Below are 19,323 nucleotides of genomic sequence, written 5' to 3'. Positions count from 1 at the left end.
TTTATGATTACGTCAATAAATGGCTGGAGCGCCATTTACGAGATTGTTGAATGAAGTGGCCGATTTTTTCAAGGACGGGTTCGATGCTTGTTTTATCATTCAATACATCATAGTCGGCAATATTGAGGCGCAGGACAGGGCAGGAATTGAAATTATCAATCCAATTGTCATAACGCGTAAACATCTCTTCCCAATATTCAATAGGAGTTTCTTGTTCCATTGGACGTCCACGTTCTTTGATTCGGGAAACGACATCATCGAACGAGCCTTCCAAATATATTAAAAGATCAGGATGAGGGAAGTATGGTGTCATCACCATCGCATCAAACAAGTTTCGGTACGTTTCATAATCGGTTGCAGACATCGTCCCTTTTTCATAATGCATCCGGGCAAAAATGCCGGTATCTTCATAGATGGAGCGGTCCTGGATAAACCCACCGCCATATTCAAAAATCTTCTTTTGTTCCTTGAAGCGTTCCGCCAGAAAGTAAATCTGTAAATGGAAGCTCCAGCGTTCAAAATCCTGATAGAATTTGTCGAGATAAGGATTTGTGTCGACTTTTTCAAAAGAGGTACGGAAGTTGAGGGCATCAGCGAGAGCATTGGTCATCGTTGACTTACCAACACCGACCGTTCCTGCAATCGTTATGACGCTGTCGTGTGGAATTCCATAGCGTTCACGTGCATTCATTTGATAACTTCTCCTTTATTTAAATGCTGCTCTACTTGATCAACAATATAATTCAAATCGTCTTGATGTTTTACGAAGTCTAAATGATCCCCGTTCAAACGAATCACAGGAATCTCGGGATGAGTCGCCTCAAAATGTCTCATGAAGTCTTCGTAGTCTTGAGAGAGTTGTTCAAGATATGAGGGTTGAATATTTGCCTCTACATCACGGTTACGCATGCGGATGCGTTCGAGCAGTGTATCTAAACTCGCATGTAAATAGACGACCATATTCGGTTTAGGCATATCGTGTGTCAATATATCAAAAATCTGTGCATACTTGTCAAATTGATCTTCTCTTAACGTGCGGCGTGCGAAAATCATATTCTTCGATATATGGTAATCGGCGACCACCGGCTTCCCCGACTGCAAAAATTTGCGATCGATGTCTTCAAGCTGCTTGAAACGATTGCACAAGAAGAACATCTCCGTTTGGAAGCTCCATTCTTCAATATTGTCGTAAAACTTGCCTAAAAACGGGTTCTCCTCAACGATTTCCTTCAGCAAATGAAAATCAAACTGGGAGGCGAGCTTTTTAGACAGAGACGTTTTCCCAACCCCAATGGGCCCTTCAACGGATATGAAAGGTAAATCTCCCATCTCTTTTCCTCCTTCAAACTCAATTCAAAAAAACATGAGTGCTCATCACTCACTTACAAAATACGATACTTTTAGACAGACAAATAACATTTTATCATATACATACGTTGGAAGTAACATCCGAGCAATATTTTTAAAGTGCATTTCCTTTTCAATCTTTGGTTTGTTTTGTATAATATTACACGTACGTTCATACGCCCCCGTAGCTCAGGGGATAGAGCATCGGTTTCCTAAACCGTGTGCCGCAGGTTCGAATCCTGCCGGGGGCGCTGGCTGAAGCTGATTGTAGCTTCAGCTTTTTTATGTTTTCCTTACAAAAATAATTTTCCTCCGGCTCCATGTGTTGAGCCATAATACCGCACTGAACCCGAGACAGAGTATGACAATCACCCACATGAGAGCTTCTTCCATTCGACCGGATTCGACAGCAAAATAGATGGCGAGTGGAATGGTGTCTGTTTCACCAGGGATATATCCTGCAATCATTAATGTAGCTCCGAACTCACCGAGGGAACGAGCAAAAGTCATGACTAAGCCGGCGAGCAATCCGGGCCAGGCTAACGGAAGCGATATGGTGAAGAATACCTTCAATTTCGAAGCCCCCATCGTCAAAGCCGCATTCTCCAGGTTTTGTTCATAATTTTGAAAAGCCGCTGATGCACTTTGATACATAAGGGGAAAGGAGACGACGGCAGACGCAATGACTGCTCCTGTCCAGGAAAAAACCACCTGAATACCGAACCAGTCCATGAGCCATTGTCCCATCCAGCCGTTTTTGCCGAATAAATAAAGCAGGCCAAATCCTATGACCGTCGGAGGAAGGACAAGAGGGAGTAAAAGGATCGATTCTATAATACTTTTCCCGGGAAATAATTTCCGAGAAATGACTCTTGCGCTGATCGTTCCTATAATAAATACGATGAAAGTAGCGATTGCCGCTACCTTTAGAGACAGTAAAAGAGGTTCGACGTTCATTGTTCTATCTTTCCACCTCCTTAGGATTGAATCCATAAGATTTGTAAATTTCTGTCGCTTGATCACTCTTTAAGAAGGATAGAAATTGCTCTCCAGATTTCTTAGTCCGGCTTTTTGAAATAATGATGCCAGGATAGACGATCGAATCGTGGAGTGTAGGCTCTACTTCTGTAAGGGTTCCTACCTGATCTGAAATCAGGGCATCACTGGCATAGACAAAACCATAGTCCACTTGCCCGGATTCGACATAAGCAAGGACTTGTCTAACATCGCTTCCGAAAATCATCTGATCCTCTAATTCCCTCCAAAGTTGAATCCTTTCCAATGCTTGCTTCGTATAAGTACCAGCAGGCACGCTCTCTGGATTGCCGACAGCAAGCTGTTCATTTTTTGTCAGTTCCAGGTCCTGAATGGTATTCAAATGACTCGTGGAATCGTGACCAATAAGAACAATCTGGTTGGTGGCAAACTCTATGTATGTATCTTTTTCGACAAGGCTCTCTTTCTTAAGAAGTTCGATCCAACGAAGATCCGCAGACAGGAATACGTCGACAGGAGCTCCTTGTTCGATTTGTCTTGCCAGTTTACCTGAGCCTCCATATATGGTTTCGATTTCTATATTGTATTGCTCCTCAAAAAGAGGGGTCAGCTCTTCCATGACATCTTTTAAACTTGAAGCAGCCGCAATTTTTATGTTCGTTTCACTCGATTCTGATGGAGCGGCACAACTGCATAAAAATAGTACGATGATCGAACTCCCTATCCATGTTAACTTACGCATGTCTATTCCCCTTTGTTACCATTGATTCTATTCTTAAGATACGTCATATGTAAGTAGAAAGCGATTAAAAGATCACGAAGAAAGGAGTGCGTTATATGAAATTACAAGTTCTTTCAGCTCTTATTCTTGCTTTACTTCTCACACAACTGCCGGTCGTTGGTAAATATTTCGCTATCCTGAACACCATGATTCATGAGAGCGGTCATTCCCTGATGGCGCTGATTACAGGTGGCGAAGTAAGGAGAATTTCCCTCTTACCGAATACATCCGGTTTTGCTTTGACCGGGCATAACTCATGGATCGGGCAAGTATTAACGAGCATGGCCGGGTATGTATTTGCTTCTTTCTTTGCCTTCGTCTTCTTTTTCCTAATCAGTCGTGGGCATTTTAATTGGATGATCTATATTTTAATGGCGTTCCTTGCCATCAATCTTCTTTTCTGGGTAAGGAATGTGTATGGTTTATTCTGGATCCTTACTTTTGGAGCTGGGTTTGTATGGCTGCTAAGAACCGGTCATGAACAGGTGGTTCAATATGTGTTATTGTTTCTCGCTTCACTCATTCTCGTTGAGTCTGTAACCAGTGCTTTTGAAGTGATGTGGATCAGCTTTATATCTCCAGGACAAGCTGGTGACGCAGCAAACTTGGCAAGAGCGACAAAATTCATTCCTGCCCCTTTGTGGGGAGTGGCTTTTTTCGTCCAGGCCCTGTACTTCGCCTTCCTTTCCATTAAGCGTGTCTTCCCTTTCTGAAGGTGTGAATGGAAAGAAGAAAAAAGATTAAATTCCGCTCATGCCCTGCCTTCTTCATCCCTTCTGAATAAGGTAGTAAAGTAAGTAAGAGAGGGGGGAATGGAATGAGCGGAGGATACGGTGGCGGTTTCGCGCTATTGGTTGTTTTGTTCATCCTTTTGATCATCATCGGTGCATCTTATATGGGTGGCCGTGGATACGGTTATGGATACTAATAAATAAAGAAAGCGGGAATCTTTTCCCGCTGTTACATAAAATTAAACGTTTCTCGAAGTTTGGAAAAGGGTATCATGGGACTAGAATAATTGGACGGAGGAGTCGTTTATGGATTTAAAAGAACACTTAATTGCAAACGGGTATGATCACATTGATATTCTTCTTATTGATGAAGAGGGCGACCAGACTACAGTTGCCGACATTTCCCTTCCGAAGGTGACGGATTTAGAGTACAAGCTTTATCTCCAGCCTGACACAATCTCTTATCATTTCAAGGAAGAGGACCCTTATTTTGAAGCTGAGCAGCAATCAGAGTCTGGGGATGGTAAGAAGATCAAAGGTTTCATCCTCGAATGGTAAAGCCCTGTTCCCGCAGGGCTTTTTTTGTGTCCAAAATAATACATAGACCTTGCAAATAAGCTCCCGGTTTTTGAAGAATCAGCTTCGAGATGTTTGTGTAATTCTGGGGGATCTCGGAAAAGGTTCGTCTAGCTTCATCGTCCAGACACTCGCGTCATAAGCAGAACAGCAAAGGAATGAAAAACACTTTTCGTTGCTGTTCTGCTTATGCCAGTCGTGTCTACCAGGACGATTCCGCATTTGGAAACTTTCCATGGGGCGGGCGGTGAGCCTCCTCAGGCTTCGACTTCCGGGGTCTCACCTGTCCCATACGTCCCATAGGAGTCTCACAGCGCTCCCGCGGAAAGCGAGTTATTCCCCGCAGCTCCATCCACTCCATAAAAGTCTCGAAACTGAGTCTCAAGAAACCTGCCATATTGTTGAACACTGGTTTGTTTATTTTGAATCACACGGGGAATTAAAATGGTAAATACCAACAGGAGGTCATTTTTTATGCAGCAACATAAACTTTACATTAATGGAGAATATACAGAATCAAACGGATCAGAATGGATTGATGTCCTAAATCCAGCGACTGAAGAGGTCATTTCCCAAATACCAAAAGGCACCGAAGACGATGTGGATCGAGCGGTGAAAGCAGCGTTTGAAGCTCAAAGAGGATGGGAGCTTACGCCCAATATTGAACGTGGGAAAATCGTCAGGAAACTCGGAGATCGTATAGAAGAAAACCGTGCTACTTTCATTGATTTATTACAAGAAGAGCAAGGGAAAGACTATGAGCTTGCCAGTGGAGAAGTGGACCTTGCCATTGATTATTTCCGGTACATGTCTGAGTGGGCACGTAGAATCGAAGGCGAAATTGTACCAAGTGATCGTAAGAATGAGAATATCTTTATTTATAAAAAGCCAATCGGTGTAGTGGCTGGAATCGTCCCTTGGAACTTCCCCGTATTCATTTTAGCCCGTAAAGTAGCGACGTCACTGGTGACAGGCAATACATTAGTATTAAAACCAAGCCAGCAAACACCAAATACAGCAATGGAATTTACGAAAATCATCGATTCCATGGATGAAATTCCAAAAGGTGTGTATAACGTGGTAACCGGTACAGGTTCAGAAATTGGAAATAGACTGGCCTCTCATCCAAACGTCCACATGGTAACCATGACAGGAAGTGTGCCTGCAGGTACGAAAGTAATGGAAGCAGCAGCGCAAAATATTACGAAGGTGAATTTGGAACTTGGTGGTAAAGCGCCCGCTATCGTTACCGCTAATGCGGACCTTGATGTGGCAGCTGAGAGCATAACGACTTCCCGTCTCGCTAACAATGGACAAGCGTGTACGAATGCTGAACGTGTCTATGTGCATGAAAGTGTGGCGGATGAGCTTCTAGCTAAATTACGTCATAAATTTGAGTCGGTGACGATGGGAGACCCTCGTGAAAATAAGGAAGCGGATGTCGGTCCGCTTGTAAGTAAAGACCGTCTTGAAGAAGTAGAAAGCATGGTGAAAGAAGCGATTAATGCAGGGGCGAAGGTTGAAATTGGAGGAGAACGAGGCGACTTAGACAAAGGTTATTTTTATAAACCTACGATTCTCACAAACGTAAACCATGATATGCAGATTATCCAGGAAGAGATTTTTGGTCCTGTGATCCCTGTGACAACGTTCAAAACATTGGATGAAGCGATTGAAAAAGGAAATGATACAGATTACGGATTATCCTCATCTGTTTATACTGAAGACATGAATGAAGCGATGCGTGTCGTGAATGAACTGAAGTTCGGTGAAACATTCGTCAATCGCGAGAACTTCGAAGCCGTGCAGGGCTATCATGCAGGAATGAGAAAATCAGGACTTGGTGGAGCAGACGGCAAACACGGAATGGAAGATTTCCTTGTGACACAAGTCGTTTATATGCAATATAAAGATGATAAAAAATAAGAAGAAAAAGAGCTGCGATCTTTGTCGCAGCTCTTTTTTTATCGGTTATCGATTTTTTCAGGGTAAAGGTCGTGATTCATCAGGCGGTGGTCCGCCATTTGCTCAAATTTCGTTCCAGGTTTTCCATAATTGCAGAATGGATCAATGGAAATCCCGCCACGAGGGGTGAATTTACCCCAAACTTCAATATATCGAGGGTCCATTAAGTCAATCAGGTCATTCATGATTGTATTTACACTATCCTCATGGAAATCTCCGTGATTACGGAAGCTGAATAGATAGAGTTTGAGTGACTTACTTTCGACCATTTTCACGTCTGGGATGTAGCTGATATAGATGGTTGCAAAATCAGGTTGGCGCGTCTTCGGGCAAAGGGTAGTAAATTCTGGACAGTTGAATTTCACGAAATAGTCACGGTTCGGATGTTGGTTATCAAACGTTTCAAGGACTTCCGGATCGTACTCGAAAGAGTAGGAATTTCCTTGGTTACCAAGGAGTGATAAATCAAGGTCTTGGTCGTTGCGTCCTGGCATGAGGCATGCTCCTTTGTGAATGTATTTTCAATAAAAAAGCCGCAGCGGCTAAGGGCTGCGGCTTATCATAAGACGTGGTCCTTAGTTTTTTATAGAGGGGTTGGCTAAGAAACCTCTACTATGAAGCTTTTACGCTCGTTTCATTATATAAACAGAGGGGGAATGCTGTCAATTTACCTCGTTCCCTTGTCCTAATTCTGTAAATCTTTGGAGATAACACTTTAAATATGAGAAAAAATCCCCTACAATAGAAGTAATTCATAAAATTTTCAGAAAAGTATGCAGTTCGTGGCTCTGAAAGGATCAGAGCTTTCTTCAGCCACAAAGGGAAAACGTTTACAAAACATTCTTATGAGGTGATGATGAATATGGACATGAAACCAATTCCAGCTCGATCAGGCAATCACAACATGGAAAACTACAAAGAAGCGTATGAGAATTTCCAGTGGGAAGAAGTGAAAAAGCAATTCTCATGGAACGAGACAGGCAAAGTGAACATTGCCTATGAAGCTGTCGATCGCCATGCAGAAAATCCTGATAAGAAAGATCAGACAGCTCTGATCTATTCTGCACCGGATAGAGAAGAAACCCTTACTTTTGAGGATTTGAAATTGAAAAGTAATCAATTCGCGAATGTACTGAAAAAACATAATATAGAAAAAGGTGACCGTGTCTTTCTCTTCATGCCAAGAAGCCCTGAGTTTTATGCAGCCTTCCTTGGTATTCTTAAGGTAGGAGCGATCGCGGGCCCGCTTTTTGAGGCATTCATGGAACAAGCCGTACGAGATCGCCTGGAGGATAGTGAAGCAACGATGCTCATTACGACACCGGAACTGCTTGAGCGTGTACCTGCAGATGACCTTCCGAACTTGAAGCAGGTTGTTCTTGTTGGCGGCGATGCACCAGGCAACTATATTTCCTATGATGAAGAAATGGAGAAGGCTTCGGATGAATTTGAAATCGAGTGGGTGGATCTTGAAGACGGAATGCTTCTTCATTATACATCTGGTTCAACCGGCAAGCCTAAAGGAGTTTATCACGTCCATAATGCCATGCTTCAACATTACCAGACAGGTAAATGGGTGCTGGATCTTAAAGAAGATGATGTGTACTGGTGCACCGCAGACCCAGGCTGGGTGACTGGTACAAGTTACGGCATCTTTGCTCCGTGGTTAAACGGGGTGACGAACGTTATCCGGGGAGGACGATTTAGTCCGGATGACTGGTACGGCACGATTGCCGAGAAAAATGTGTCGGTGTGGTATTCCGCTCCGACTGCTTTCCGTAAACTGTTGAGCGCTGGAGAGGAAGTTGCTAAAAAGCATGACTTATCTTCGCTTCGTCACGTATTAAGTGTAGGAGAGCCGTTGAATCCTGAAGTCGTAACATGGGGACTTTCAGCCTTTGATTTACGTATCCACGATACATGGTGGATGACGGAAACAGGTGGCATGTTGATTTGTAACTATCCTGCGATGGATATGCGTCCGGGATCAATGGGTAAACCGTTCCCTGGCATCGAAGCGGCTATTGTCGATAATGAAGGGAATGAACTCCCTGCTAATCAAATGGGGAACCTTGCGATTAAACAGGGATGGCCGTCCATGATGCGTGCGGTATGGAAGAACCCAGGGAAATATGAAAGTTATTTCTTAAATGGCTGGTATGTTTCTGGTGATAGTGCTTACCAGGATGAAGACGGTTATTTCTGGTTCCAAGGACGTCTTGATGATGTCATCAACACATCTGGTGAACGTGTTGGACCATTTGAAGTGGAGAGTAAACTGATTGAACATGAAGCGGTAGCGGAAGCAGGAGTCATCGGTAAACCGGACCCTGAACGAGGAGAGATCATTAAAGCATTCATTACCCTCAGAGAAGGGCATGAAGAATCCGATGAACTGCTTGAAGATATCCGTCAATTCGTTAAAAAGGGATTGAGCGCTCACGCTGCTCCAAGGGAAATTGAAATCAAGGACACGATTCCTAAAACACGTAGTGGTAAAATCATGAGACGTCTTCTGAAGTCTTGGGAGCTTGGTTTACCTACAGGGGATACCTCTACACTCGAAGAGTAATTGATGAAAGCACAGCCCGTATCAGGGTTGTGCTTTTCATTTTTTTTTGACTCATTCGTCAGGGTGTTTCACGTGAAACGGGTAAGCATGAGAACATAATTTTCATTCGTCCTATGGTAACATATGGAGAGATATTACATAGATTGCAGGTGGCAAAATGAAAGAAGAAGGAACAACACGATTTTTGGACGGATCTTTAGAGATCGTTCAATGGTTTGTATTTCTGTTGGCGAGCGCAGTTGCTCTCCCCATTGTTATCGGTTCTATTTTCGAATTGAATTTCAATGAAGTGGCAGGTTTGATGCAACGGACATTCTTTGTCGTCGGGGTTGCCTCCTTCCTGCAAGGCGTTTTTGGACATCGTCTCCCTATTATGGAAGGACCTGCAGGCCTATGGATCAGCATATTTGCGGTCATGGCCTATAGTGGATCCCAGTCAGGCGACAGCTATATGGAAACATTACAAATCCTCCAGGGGACGATGATATGGACAGGAATTTTCCTATTCCTATTTGGTGTTTTCCGTTTGTCGCACCGGGTGCTTTTTGTGTTCACACCACTCGTTACGGGTGCTTTTTTATTTTTACTGACCGTCCAATTGAGTGGGACGTTTCTTCAGGGAATGTTAGGTATGGAAAAATCGACAGAAGCGGTGGATGGAAAACAGGCGCTTGTCGCCTTTGTTACGCTTGCCCTCGTAATTGGACTATCGGTAATGGGAAAAGGTTGGTTGAAAAGTTTCGCTGTTTTGATTGGAATTGGTTTCGGATGGGTATTGTATGCCATGACTTTTAATGGAACTGCCACTGAAACAGGAGGAACCTCAGCTTTTTCCTTACCTGAAGTTTTTGCTTGGGGACCCCCTCAGCTGACATGGGGCACGCTCCCTTTAGGGTTTATTACCGCTGTGATTTTATTGTCCAATCTGGTGGCTTCCATTATAGCGGTAAGTCATACCGTTTATGGAAAACCACAGTATACATATGATCAGGTCAACAAAGGAAGCAGTTTCCTGGGAGTGAACCATGGCATTACAGCCGTATTTTCTGCCGTGGCTAACGTTTCGCTTGCTTCATCGTCGGGGTTCATGCAATTGACCGGGCAGAAAAGGAAACGTCCGTTTTTATATGCTTCTTTATTATTAGTCGTGTTTTCGTTCTTCCCACCGGTAGTGGCGTTTATTTCTGGTATTCCGGCACCGGTAGCTAACGCAGCTTTGCTCGCAACTTTTGTCCAGTTGATGGGGCTTGGAATTTCCAACATGACGAGTGAAAAGCTTGATGAACGGAGGCTGACTATTCTAGGACTGTCCTTTTTACTGGGTATAGGACTGATGTTCCTGCCGCCCGAAGCCTTCAGTGGTGTTCCGGCGATATTACAAAATTTATTGAGTAATGGATTATTGGTTGGGACGGTGCTTGTCATAGTACTGGACCGGCTGTGGAAAGAATCAAACACGTCCTCATAGGGAAAATTGAAGGTACAAGGAAGTGATGGAATGGAAAAAGAAATATATGATGTCATCGGGATCGGAATCGGTCCTTATAACTTAGGGATGGCCGCATTGATCGACCAGACCGATGATTTGGATGCTGTCTTCTTCGACAAGACTCCCGAGTTTGTCTGGCACCCAGGAATGCTGATTGAAACGATGGATCTTCAGGTTCCTTTTTTAGCGGACCTTGTCTCGTTCGCGGATCCGAAAAGCCCTTATACCTTTATGAATTATTTGCACGAACATGACCGGATGTTCCCTTTCTTCTTCCATCGTCATTTTGAAATTCCGCGTCAAGAATACAACCATTACATGCAGTGGGTGGCCAAGCAGTTGGATGGCCTGCTTTTCGGCCATACTGTCATTGACGTTATCGACCATAAAGATGCGGATCTCCCCCACTATGAAGTGGTGGTAAAAGAAACGGCTACCGGGGAAGAAAGGTATTATCAAGCCAGGCACATTGTCATGGGGACAGGAAGTGAACCATTAATCTTAGACGGAATGGACCGATTACCGAACGAAGACGTGATGCATACGAGTCGCTATCTTTTTGAAAAAGATCATTTATTGAAAGCGAAACATGTGACCATCGTCGGCTCGGGGCAGAGTGCTTTGGAAGTTTTCCTGGATTTATTAGAAGAGCAAGACAGACAGTCGGATATGAAACTGAGCCTCTTCACTAGATCCGGAGGGCTTTTTCAATTGGATACGGCTAAGTTTGCGCAGGAAATGTTCACACCGGAATTCGTCGATTACTTTCATGCCTTGAGCCTCCAACAAAGGAAAGACGCCCTTGATACGCTTGGGCCGCTTCGAAAAGGAATTGATCCGGATACACTCACGAGGTTATATTCGAAGCTCTACCATCGCACAGCCGGTATGGAGGATAGTCGTGTTCTTATTCAACCAATGACGGAAATTACAGGGATTGAGGCGAAAGAGAACGGATATTATCTTCACTGTAAACAGTGGCAGGAAGAAGTTGAATACACGTATCCAACGGAAAAAGTTGTGCTGGCCACTGGGTATAAACCGCATTTCCCTGACTGGTTCATGACGCGTTTTAAAGAAAAAATTGAATGGGAAGAAGAAGGGATGTATAAAGTATCACGCGATTATCAGCTGGTCTTCAACGATGATCGTAATCATCATTTCTTTACGTTGACCAACCTTGTCCACTCACACGGAGCAGGAGCTACCAATTTAGGGTTATCCGTGCATCGGAATGTTCATATTATCAACACGATTGCAGGCCGTGAAGTGTATCGAAACCAGTCGGATACAACTTTCCAACAGTTTTCTATGAAGGACTTTCAATAACCATTAAATGGAAATAAGGTTTAAAATCATCTCACAGGGGAAGATAGCTTATGTGTTCTAATTCAACCCATACATTCAAGGAGATGATGTAGATATGAGTAAGATTGCTTGTGTAATGACGTCCATGTTTGAAGATGTAGAATATACACAACCTGCAGAGGCGTTCTCAAATGAAGGTCATGAAGTGACCACCATTGAATGGGAAGCGGGCAAAGAAGTGGAAGGTAAACAAGGGGAAGCTTCCGTTAAAATTGATACATCCATCGACGATGTGAAACCTGAAGACTTTGATGCATTGTTCATCCCAGGCGGTTTTTCACCTGATATCCTGCGTGGAGATGAGAAATTCGTTTCTTTCGCGAAGCATTTTATGGATGAAAAGAAACCGGTCTTCGCCATCTGCCATGGCCCTCAACTGTTGATCACAGCTAAAACTCTTGAAGGGCGCACGGCGACCGGATTCAAATCCATTTCCGTCGATATGGAATATGCAGGAGTCAATTATCAGGATAAAGAAGTTGTCGTTTGTCAGGATCAGCTGGTCACAAGTCGCCAGCCCGATGACATTCCAGCCTTCAACCGTGAAGCATTAAAACTCTTGAAATAAATAAACAGACAGGCCATGAGGGAACCTTCTCCCCATGGCCTTTTCTTCTTTTAAGCAATATTGAATGACCATACCTGGCCGTGGATACGGGGTCAGGGAGATGACGATTTGAAGTGCATTGGAACAGTCAGTAGAAAAACATACACATTCTTGTCCCCATTCGCTTTTCATGCGGACGTTTCCCGGAGCCCTAAACTCTCACAAAAGTATCGAAACTGAGTCTTCCACTATCCTGCCCTATTGTTGAATAAGGATTACCAAAACAGTGATCATTTTGTAACGTACTATTGTAGAGAGGAGAAGAAACTTCCTATATAATGAAGGGAAGACTATAGATCGTTCTATATTACATACACGCATACGTATACAAGGAGGAGGACCACACGATGATTGTCATTGAAAAAGAAAACCAGTTTCACATGATTCCTCAGCATGAGCACGCCAAGATATCAGCTCAGATCGTCGCTCATTGGAAGAACAATTTTTTATTACGCTCAAAATTGAGAGAAGAAGCGGATTGGGCAATTGCACAGCATGACAGAGCCTGGATTCCACTGGATGATCAACCAGAGTGGAATGAAGAAAAGCAACGTCCTTATACATTCGTCGATTATCCGTTAGAGAGAAAATTGCAGGCTTATCAGCGCGGGATTAAAGAGGTAGCCGACCGCTCTTTGTATGCGGGTATGCTCTGCAGTATGCACTATGCGTCCTTCTTTTCCAAAGATGACAAAGATCCCGATGTACAGACGTTTTTAGCTGAAGAAAAAACACGTCAGCAGGATCTGTTCGAAGCAATGGAAATGGACATTCCTTATGATATCTATGACCTTCATTTTCGCCGGTTGCAATTTTGTGATGATTTATCCCTTTACGTATGCATGCAGGAACCTGGAACACCGAAAGAAGAGGAAGTTTCATGGTTCCAAGGCGGTTTCAGACAATCTTTTGATTTCGCTCCCGCTGGTATGGCTGCCCATTGGATCGATGATGAAAATGTTTCCGTTCATCCTTTTCCATTTGAGAAGCCATTCAGCATAGAAATTCCTTACCGTCCAGTGTCAAAAATAGAGATTAAAGAAAAAGGTCTGTCTCAAGCGTTTCACGACACAGAAATAAAAACGCACATGGTTACTTTTGTAAAAAAAGAATAGTCACTTACATCTCAACGGTAAGCGACTGTTTTATAGTTTACCTGCAGGCAAAGTATCTTTTATTTCTTATCAATACTGAATTGTCCATCGAGCAGCACCCAGTTTTGAGGGAAGGAAAGTCCCAGTTTCCAATAGCTGATTCCAAGAAGACCGCGATTTTTAATTAAGTCGAATTTCCGTTGAATGGAGCGGGCATCTTCAAACCATACTTCGTGTTTCTTTCCGGCGTTATCGGTATAGGTGAAGTAAGGGGCCTGTTCCTCCTGGTCATAGGAAATCGGTACATTGTTTTCTCTCGCAATTTGAATGGCCTGCTGTGGACTAATTGCCTTAGCAAACTCTCCACCTGGCTCGTAAGGAAGGGTCCAATCATATCCATATAAATTTTGACCGAGAAGGATTTTTTCCGCTGGCATTTCCGACAATGCATAGTCCACCACTTCCGTGACCGGACCGATTGGAGATACGGCACGTGGGGGACCACCGCTGTATCCCCATTCATAAGTCATTAAAACCACGAAATCTACAATTTCTCCGTGGGCTTTGTAGTCATGGGCCTCGTACCAGGCTCCTTTTTGATCGGCACTCGTTTTAGGAGCAAGGGCAGTGGAAATGAGTAATCCTTCCGCCGCCAATCGCTGTTTTGCTTTTCTCAAAAACTGGTTGTAGTTCTCTTTCATTTCAGGAGGGAGAAACTCCATATCAAAGTGGACATCTTTAAAACCTACTTGCTTGGTTGTTTGAATAATGTTGTCGAGCAATTTATCCTGCAGCGCTTCATCGGAAAGAATTTTCCTGCCTAATTCAGCACTGAATCCATCTTCCGAAAGGTTTGTAACAACCATCATAAGAGCCGTATCATTCTGTTGAGCGATCTCTTTGAAATTATCAAGAGGAGGTGCTTTTAACGAAGCGTCTTCCTGAATTTCATAACTGAATGGAGCCAGATAGGTCAGTGATCCTGCTCTGTTTTCAGCAGAAGCACGAAGCGTGTCGGAGACTTCCCCACCATACGGCTCTATATAAGCATTGGCTGTAATCGGTCTTGGCGGCTCATCTGGAATATAGAGGCGTAAGCCAACAGAAAGAGGGGCGCCGGCTTGAATGCCATTTACCTGGGCCAGCTTTTCGGCGGTGGTATTGAACTTTTGGGCAATGGAATATAAGCTGTCCCCCCGCTGGACAAAATAAAATTGGCCGACAATCGGTATGACGAGAGCTTGACCGATGACAAGGTCACCTGGGGTCTCCAGTTCATTTGCTTCGATAATGGCATTTGGCGTACTATCGTAAAGACCGGCAATGGAGAATACCGAATCTCCTTCTTGCACGACGTGGATTTGCATATGGATTCGCTCCTTTCTCATCTTTAATAATGTATGAGAGAGGAAAACGGAATTATTCTTGAAAATCACAGGAGGAACATCATGATTGACGATGAACATTATATGAAACTTGCTTTAAAAGAAGCAGAAAAAGCAGAGTTGGAAGGGGAAGTTCCGATTGGTGCTGTCATCGTAAAAGATGGGGAAGTAATCGCCAAAGGATACAATCAGAGAGAAACGTCCCAACTGGCTTCGTCTCACGCTGAATTTATAGCGATTGAAAAGGCAAACCAGCAAGTAGGAAGCTGGAGGCTTGAGGGTTGTACGTTGTATGTCACTTTAGAGCCTTGTCCAATGTGTGCGGGTGCTATTTTACAATCGAGGATTCCAAGGGTCGTTTATGGTGCCAAGGATCCGAAAGCAGGTTGTGCAGGTACACTGCTTAATCTTTTGGATGATGAGCGTTTCAATCATAAATCAGAAGTTCTGCCTGGGGTTATGGAAGAGGCATGCGGAAAAATATTGACGGATTTTTTCCGCGACCTGCGTGAGCGTAAGAAAAATAAGCCATCGACTAATAATTAACAGTGTTTTATCATTGCATTTTTCTCGAAAACTCGCTATACTTGTTAATGCCGTGCTAAGCGGGGAGGTAGCGGTGCCCTGTACTCGCAATCCGCTATAGCGAGGCCGAATCCCCATCCGAGGTGGTGCGGCCTTAAGGTCTGCCTTATGTGAGTGGTGTTGACACCCAGGTCCTGCGCAACGGGAAACAGTGAATCCTGTCAGGTCCGGAAGGAAGCAGCAGTAAGCTGTCTCTCCCGTGTGCCGTGGGAGTGCCTGGGTCGAGCCACAACCATAAGTAACGCTTAGGGCCACATCATCGAAGATGGGTGCACGGCATTACATAAGAAAGCCCAAAGAGTTGCTATGATCCATTCATAGCAGCTCTTTTTTTATACCGGTTTTCGAAGGTTCACATCACAACCTTGAATCAGGTATAATGAGGAGGAGACTATTAAGGGAGAACGGTTTTATGAGCTATCAGGCTTTATATCGCGTATGGCGCCCGCGAAATTTTGAAGGAGTCGTCGGACAAACGCATATTACACGGACACTGCAGAATGCGATTGAGCAGAATAAATTTTCGCATGCGTATTTATTCTCTGGACCGAGAGGGACGGGGAAAACGAGTGCTGCCAAAATTTTCGCCAAAGCCGTCAACTGCGAGCGTTCCCCTGTGAAGGAACCGTGTAACGAGTGTGATGCGTGCCTTGGTATTCAGGATGGATCGATATCCGATGTCATTGAAATTGATGCCGCTTCGAACAACGGCGTCGAGCAAATCAGGGAAATTCGGGACAAGGTAAAATATGCTCCCAGTGCGGTGCCTTACAAGGTGTACATCATTGATGAGGTCCATATGCTTTCCATGGGGGCTTTCAATGCCTTATTGAAAACCTTGGAAGAACCTCCGAAGCACGTCATATTCATACTGGCAACGACGGAGCCTCATAAAATTCCATTGACGATTATATCCAGATGTCAAAGATTCGACTTTAAGCGGATCTCGCAAAAAGCGATGGTTGAACGGATGGAGAAAATTACGTCAATTGAAGAAATCGCGATTGCAAGAGAAGCGCTGGAAATTGTAGCACTCACAGCAGAAGGTGGAATGCGTGATGCGCTTAGTCTTCTTGATCAGGCGATTTCCTACAGTGATGATGAAGTAACCATTGAAGACGTTCTTGCGGTGACCGGTTCCGTTTCTCAAAGTAAACTCACAGCAGTTTTGCAGTCCCTTCATAACCAGGATGCAAGAGCAGCTCTTGAAGCGGTGGATGACTTGATTCAAGAAGGAAAAGATCCCGGTCGCTTTGTTTTCGATTTGATCTATTATTTGAGAGATCTGCTTTTATTCCAGAGTGCGCCAGACCTTGAACATAATTTGGAAAGAGCAATTCCTGATGAAGCTTTCAGAAATTTATCAGGCGAATTGTCTCCTGTGTGGATTCAGCAGGCAATCCGCGAGCTGAATCGTTGTCAGCAGGAAATGAAATGGACGACAAGCCCGAAGGTGTTCATCGAAATTGCTATGCTGAATATGGTGGAAGTTCAGGCAGGACCTGCCCAGGGAAAACCGGTTCAATCAGAAGCCGTAGATCAGCTGGCAAGAAAGATTGAAGGCCTTGAAAAGGAGCTTGCCACCCTGAAAGAAAAAGGGGTGAGTGCAGCACCACAACCACAGGCGGCACCGAAAAAGCGGTCCCCTGCAAAATCCGGGAAAAAAGGGTATAATGTTCCTTATGAACGTATTCGTCAAGTGTTGAACGAAGCCTCGAAGGAGGATATCAAAAATGTTCAGGGGCGATGGGCGGACTTTATGGAAGCTTTGAAGCGGACAAACGCTCCAGCTCATGCAACGCTTTTGAACAGTAAGCCGAGGGCTGCCTCTGCGAAGGCGCTTGTGCTTGCCTTCCGTTATGATATCCATTGTTCTTTGGCATCCGAACATCAGAAGACCATTGAGCCATTGCTGACGGAATTCATTGGCAAGCCGCTGACAATTATTCCGATTCCTGAACAGAACTGGCAGGAAATCAGGGAGGAATACGTCAGGAAACAGAAACAATCATCTGACGGAGGGTCTGGAGTAGAAGGGGAAGAAAGTGAAACGGCTCCATCTCAAGCGGGAGAAGAAGACCCCTTAGTTTCAGAAGCTCGAAAACTAGTCGGAGATGATTTAATAGAAGTACAAGATTAACAGCTATTTAAAGGAGGAATGCTCCATGCGTGGTGGAGGAAACATGAATAACATGATGAAGCAAATGCAAAAAATGCAGAAGAAAATGATGAAGGCTCAGGAAGAGCTTTATGAAATGACCTTTGAATCTTCTGCAGGCGGAGGTATGGTGAAGGTGATAGCCAACGGTAAGAAGGAAATCACCGATGTTGAAATTGATGAAGAAGTGGTTGATCCAGATGATGTGGAAATGTTGCAGGATTTGATCATTACAGCTACGAATGACGTATTGAAGCAAGTAGATGATAAAACGAATGATACTATGGGACAATTCACGAAAGGTATGCCTGGAGGAATGTTCTAGGAGGAATTTTCATGTATTACCCGGAACCTATATCAAAACTGATCGACAGTTTTACGAAACTGCCAGGAATCGGACCGAAGACGGCTGTTCGCCTGGCTTTTTTCGTTTTAGAAATGGAAGAGGATGATGTCCTCGATTTTGCCAAGTCACTGGTCAATGCGAAAAGGGAACTTACCCATTGTTCCATATGTGGACATATCACAGACCAGGATCCCTGCTCGATTTGTCAGGATGAATCGAGAGACCAAGCGTTGATTTGTGTCGTTCAGGATCCGAAGGATGTCATCGCAATGGAAAAAATGAAAGAATTCAGCGGAAAGTATCACGTCCTCCACGGGGCGATTTCGCCCATGGATGGCATCGGCCCTGAAGATATTAACGTAGCAAGCCTGATCAACCGGTTGAAAGATGAAGGGATTGAAGAATTAATTCTCGCAACGAACCCGAATATTGAAGGGGAAGCGACAGCGATGTATATCTCCCGTCTCGTGAAACCTTCTGGTATCCGTATGACGAGAATTGCCCATGGTCTTCCGGTTGGTGGGGATCTTGAATATGCCGACGAAGTGACCCTGTCCAAAGCTCTTGAAGGACGTAGAGAACTTTAGGGAGGGGGAGAAGGTTTGTTTGGCAGAAAAAAAACAATAAAAAAAGAAATGGATCGTGAACTCCTCATTCATATTAAAGAGTTGAAACGGGAGTGGGAAACGTTAAACACGATCATTGAACAGAGCATCGAACCGAGCGACGAGGGCTTGAATGATTTAGCCGTTGTCAAAGCGAAGTATTTTTACCTATTAAGGGAAGCTAGATTCAGAGGAATCAATGCGTTGTCTTAATTAAATGTACTACCCTCTTGTCTAAGAGCATAGACTGTTGATAGAACAGTTTCTTGGACAAGGGGGTTTTTTATGGATCCGGTACTCGTCATTCTTCTATTAGGACTGGCCATCCCATTACTACTGATTGTAGGTATGCCGTCCAAGCCGTTGAAGGCTGTAGGTCAGGTTATGACAAGACTGATTGTTGCTGTCATTCTGTTATTTTTTGTGAACCTGTTCGGAGCCCAATTTGGTCTGCATGTTCCAATCAATGGTTTTACGGCAATCGTATCAGCTGTCCTGGGGGTTCCTGGAGTATTGTCTTTAACAGCTATTCATTTTTGGATTATTTAAAAGGGGGAGTTTTATGCTTCGCCTTTTTATTTTGCGGAAAAACCCTTTTGATTCAAACTTTCCTTATTGTGTTATTTTCCTTCCGGGTACCTTTGCCGACAGTCTATAGGACGGGGCATCTTACACGGAAGGAACAATCTATGAAAATATGTAACTTTTTTTAAGAAAA

At 44.0% G+C, this 19,323-nt stretch carries 21 protein-coding genes, 1 tRNA gene and 1 other RNA gene; 17 read left to right on the top strand and 6 right to left on the bottom strand.

Translation table 11 applies throughout. From position 1 onward, the window contains the following. Nucleotides 1–7 precede the first annotated feature (7 nt). Together J0K78_RS08625 and J0K78_RS08620 are read right to left on the bottom strand one after the other, a co-directional pair. The gene (locus J0K78_RS08625; protein WP_160910468.1) at nt 8–691 is read right to left on the bottom strand and encodes a deoxynucleoside kinase; all 684 of its coding nucleotides are present in this window, start codon (nt 689–691) and stop codon (nt 8–10) included. Further along, the gene (locus tag J0K78_RS08620) at nt 688–1,329 is read right to left on the bottom strand and encodes a deoxynucleoside kinase (protein WP_206946323.1); all 642 of its coding nucleotides are present in this window, start codon (nt 1,327–1,329) and stop codon (nt 688–690) included. Before J0K78_RS08620 ends, J0K78_RS08625 begins: the two co-directional genes overlap by 4 nt. 196 nt (nt 1,330–1,525) lie before the next feature. On the opposite strand from J0K78_RS08620, the gene J0K78_RS08615 reads away from it, so the two are divergent. Next, a tRNA-Arg gene (locus J0K78_RS08615) sits at nt 1,526–1,598 on the top strand. Between the two features lie 31 nt (nt 1,599–1,629). Here the strand turns inward: J0K78_RS08615 and modB are convergent. Together modB and modA are read right to left on the bottom strand one after the other, a co-directional pair. Next, nucleotides 1,630–2,304, bottom strand: coding sequence for a molybdate ABC transporter permease subunit (gene modB, locus J0K78_RS08610; protein WP_160910460.1), 675 nt, complete (start codon nt 2,302–2,304; stop codon nt 1,630–1,632). Between the two features lie 4 nt (nt 2,305–2,308). Further along, nucleotides 2,309–3,085: a molybdate ABC transporter substrate-binding protein gene (modA, locus tag J0K78_RS08605; protein WP_206946322.1), complete on the bottom strand. Its 777-nt coding sequence runs from the start codon at nt 3,083–3,085 to the stop codon at nt 2,309–2,311. 95 nt (nt 3,086–3,180) lie between these two features. Here modA and J0K78_RS08600 point away from each other — a divergent pair, with 95 nt between their 5' ends. The 4 genes from J0K78_RS08600 to aldA all read left to right on the top strand — a co-directional run bounded on the left by J0K78_RS08600 (nt 3,181) and on the right by aldA (nt 6,357). Next, nucleotides 3,181–3,837, top strand: a complete 657-nt coding sequence (locus J0K78_RS08600; protein WP_206946321.1) for a M50 family metallopeptidase — start codon at nt 3,181–3,183, stop codon at nt 3,835–3,837. Nucleotides 3,838–3,941: 104 nt separating this feature from the next. Next, nucleotides 3,942–4,052 (top strand): YjcZ family sporulation protein, encoded by a 111-nt coding sequence (locus J0K78_RS08595; RefSeq protein WP_089650761.1) that lies wholly within the window; start codon nt 3,942–3,944, stop codon nt 4,050–4,052. Nucleotides 4,053–4,161: 109 nt separating this feature from the next. Then, the gene (locus tag J0K78_RS08590) at nt 4,162–4,413 is read left to right on the top strand and encodes a hypothetical protein (protein WP_160910457.1); all 252 of its coding nucleotides are present in this window, start codon (nt 4,162–4,164) and stop codon (nt 4,411–4,413) included. Between the two features lie 492 nt (nt 4,414–4,905). After that, complete coding sequence (gene aldA / locus J0K78_RS08585) at nt 4,906–6,357, top strand: aldehyde dehydrogenase (protein ID WP_206946320.1); 1,452 nt, start codon at nt 4,906–4,908, stop codon at nt 6,355–6,357. A 38-nt stretch (nt 6,358–6,395) separates the two neighbouring features. Here the strand turns inward: aldA and queF are convergent, their stop codons facing one another. Then, nucleotides 6,396–6,890: a preQ(1) synthase gene (gene queF / locus J0K78_RS08580; protein WP_160910455.1), complete on the bottom strand. Its 495-nt coding sequence runs from the start codon at nt 6,888–6,890 to the stop codon at nt 6,396–6,398. Nucleotides 6,891–7,258: 368 nt separating this feature from the next. Here queF and acsA point away from each other — a divergent pair, with 368 nt between their 5' ends. From acsA to J0K78_RS08555, 5 genes are all read left to right on the top strand, one after another. Further along, nucleotides 7,259–8,968, top strand: coding sequence for an acetate--CoA ligase (acsA, locus tag J0K78_RS08575; RefSeq protein ID WP_206946319.1), 1,710 nt, complete (start codon nt 7,259–7,261; stop codon nt 8,966–8,968). 157 nt (nt 8,969–9,125) lie between these two features. Further along, a complete protein-coding gene (locus tag J0K78_RS08570) occupies nt 9,126–10,436 on the top strand; it encodes a purine/pyrimidine permease (protein WP_206946318.1) in 1,311 nt (436 codons plus the stop codon). A gap of 30 nt (nt 10,437–10,466) precedes the next feature. Continuing rightward, entirely contained in the window at nt 10,467–11,786 is a 1,320-nt protein-coding gene (locus J0K78_RS08565; protein ID WP_206946317.1) for a lysine N(6)-hydroxylase/L-ornithine N(5)-oxygenase family protein, read from the top strand. 94 nt (nt 11,787–11,880) lie between these two features. After that, nucleotides 11,881–12,393: a type 1 glutamine amidotransferase domain-containing protein gene (locus J0K78_RS08560; protein WP_206946316.1), complete on the top strand. Its 513-nt coding sequence runs from the start codon at nt 11,881–11,883 to the stop codon at nt 12,391–12,393. A 386-nt stretch (nt 12,394–12,779) separates the two neighbouring features. Then, complete coding sequence (locus J0K78_RS08555; protein WP_206946315.1) at nt 12,780–13,547, top strand: DUF3891 family protein; 768 nt, start codon at nt 12,780–12,782, stop codon at nt 13,545–13,547. A gap of 59 nt (nt 13,548–13,606) precedes the next feature. On the opposite strand, the gene J0K78_RS08550 is transcribed toward J0K78_RS08555, so the two are convergent. After that, nucleotides 13,607–14,893 (bottom strand): glycoside hydrolase family 18 protein, encoded by a 1,287-nt coding sequence (locus J0K78_RS08550; protein ID WP_206946314.1) that lies wholly within the window; start codon nt 14,891–14,893, stop codon nt 13,607–13,609. Nucleotides 14,894–14,974: 81 nt separating this feature from the next. Between J0K78_RS08550 and tadA the strand changes: the two genes are divergently transcribed. From tadA to J0K78_RS08515, 7 genes are all read left to right on the top strand, one after another. Continuing rightward, nucleotides 14,975–15,457 (top strand): tRNA adenosine(34) deaminase TadA, encoded by a 483-nt coding sequence (tadA, locus tag J0K78_RS08545; protein WP_206946313.1) that lies wholly within the window; start codon nt 14,975–14,977, stop codon nt 15,455–15,457. 50 nt (nt 15,458–15,507) lie between these two features. Beyond that, an RNA gene (gene ffs, locus J0K78_RS08540) (signal recognition particle sRNA large type) lies at nt 15,508–15,773 on the top strand. 135 nt (nt 15,774–15,908) lie between these two features. Beyond that, nucleotides 15,909–17,636 carry a DNA polymerase III subunit gamma/tau gene (gene dnaX / locus J0K78_RS08535; protein ID WP_206946312.1) on the top strand — a complete coding sequence of 576 codons (1,728 nt, stop codon included), beginning with the start codon at nt 15,909–15,911 and terminating at the stop codon, nt 17,634–17,636. A 25-nt stretch (nt 17,637–17,661) separates the two neighbouring features. Then, a complete protein-coding gene (locus J0K78_RS08530) occupies nt 17,662–17,979 on the top strand; it encodes a YbaB/EbfC family nucleoid-associated protein (protein WP_160910446.1) in 318 nt (105 codons plus the stop codon). 11 nt (nt 17,980–17,990) lie between these two features. Further along, nucleotides 17,991–18,587 carry a recombination mediator RecR gene (gene recR, locus J0K78_RS08525; protein ID WP_160910445.1) on the top strand — a complete coding sequence of 199 codons (597 nt, stop codon included), beginning with the start codon at nt 17,991–17,993 and terminating at the stop codon, nt 18,585–18,587. A gap of 15 nt (nt 18,588–18,602) precedes the next feature. Beyond that, nucleotides 18,603–18,818, top strand: a complete 216-nt coding sequence (locus tag J0K78_RS08520; protein WP_160910444.1) for a YaaL family protein — start codon at nt 18,603–18,605, stop codon at nt 18,816–18,818. A 72-nt stretch (nt 18,819–18,890) separates the two neighbouring features. Beyond that, entirely contained in the window at nt 18,891–19,154 is a 264-nt protein-coding gene (locus tag J0K78_RS08515; protein ID WP_206946311.1) for a pro-sigmaK processing inhibitor BofA family protein, read from the top strand. The last annotated feature ends 169 nt before the right edge of the window (nt 19,155–19,323 follow it).

It is taken from the genome of Halobacillus sp. GSS1 (assembly GCF_017307035.1).
Classification (GTDB): Bacteria; Bacillota; Bacilli; order Bacillales; family Halobacillaceae; genus Halobacillus; species Halobacillus litoralis.
The sequence above is the reverse complement of the archived record's forward strand: the minus strand, read 5'-3'. Positions and strand labels throughout refer to the sequence as shown.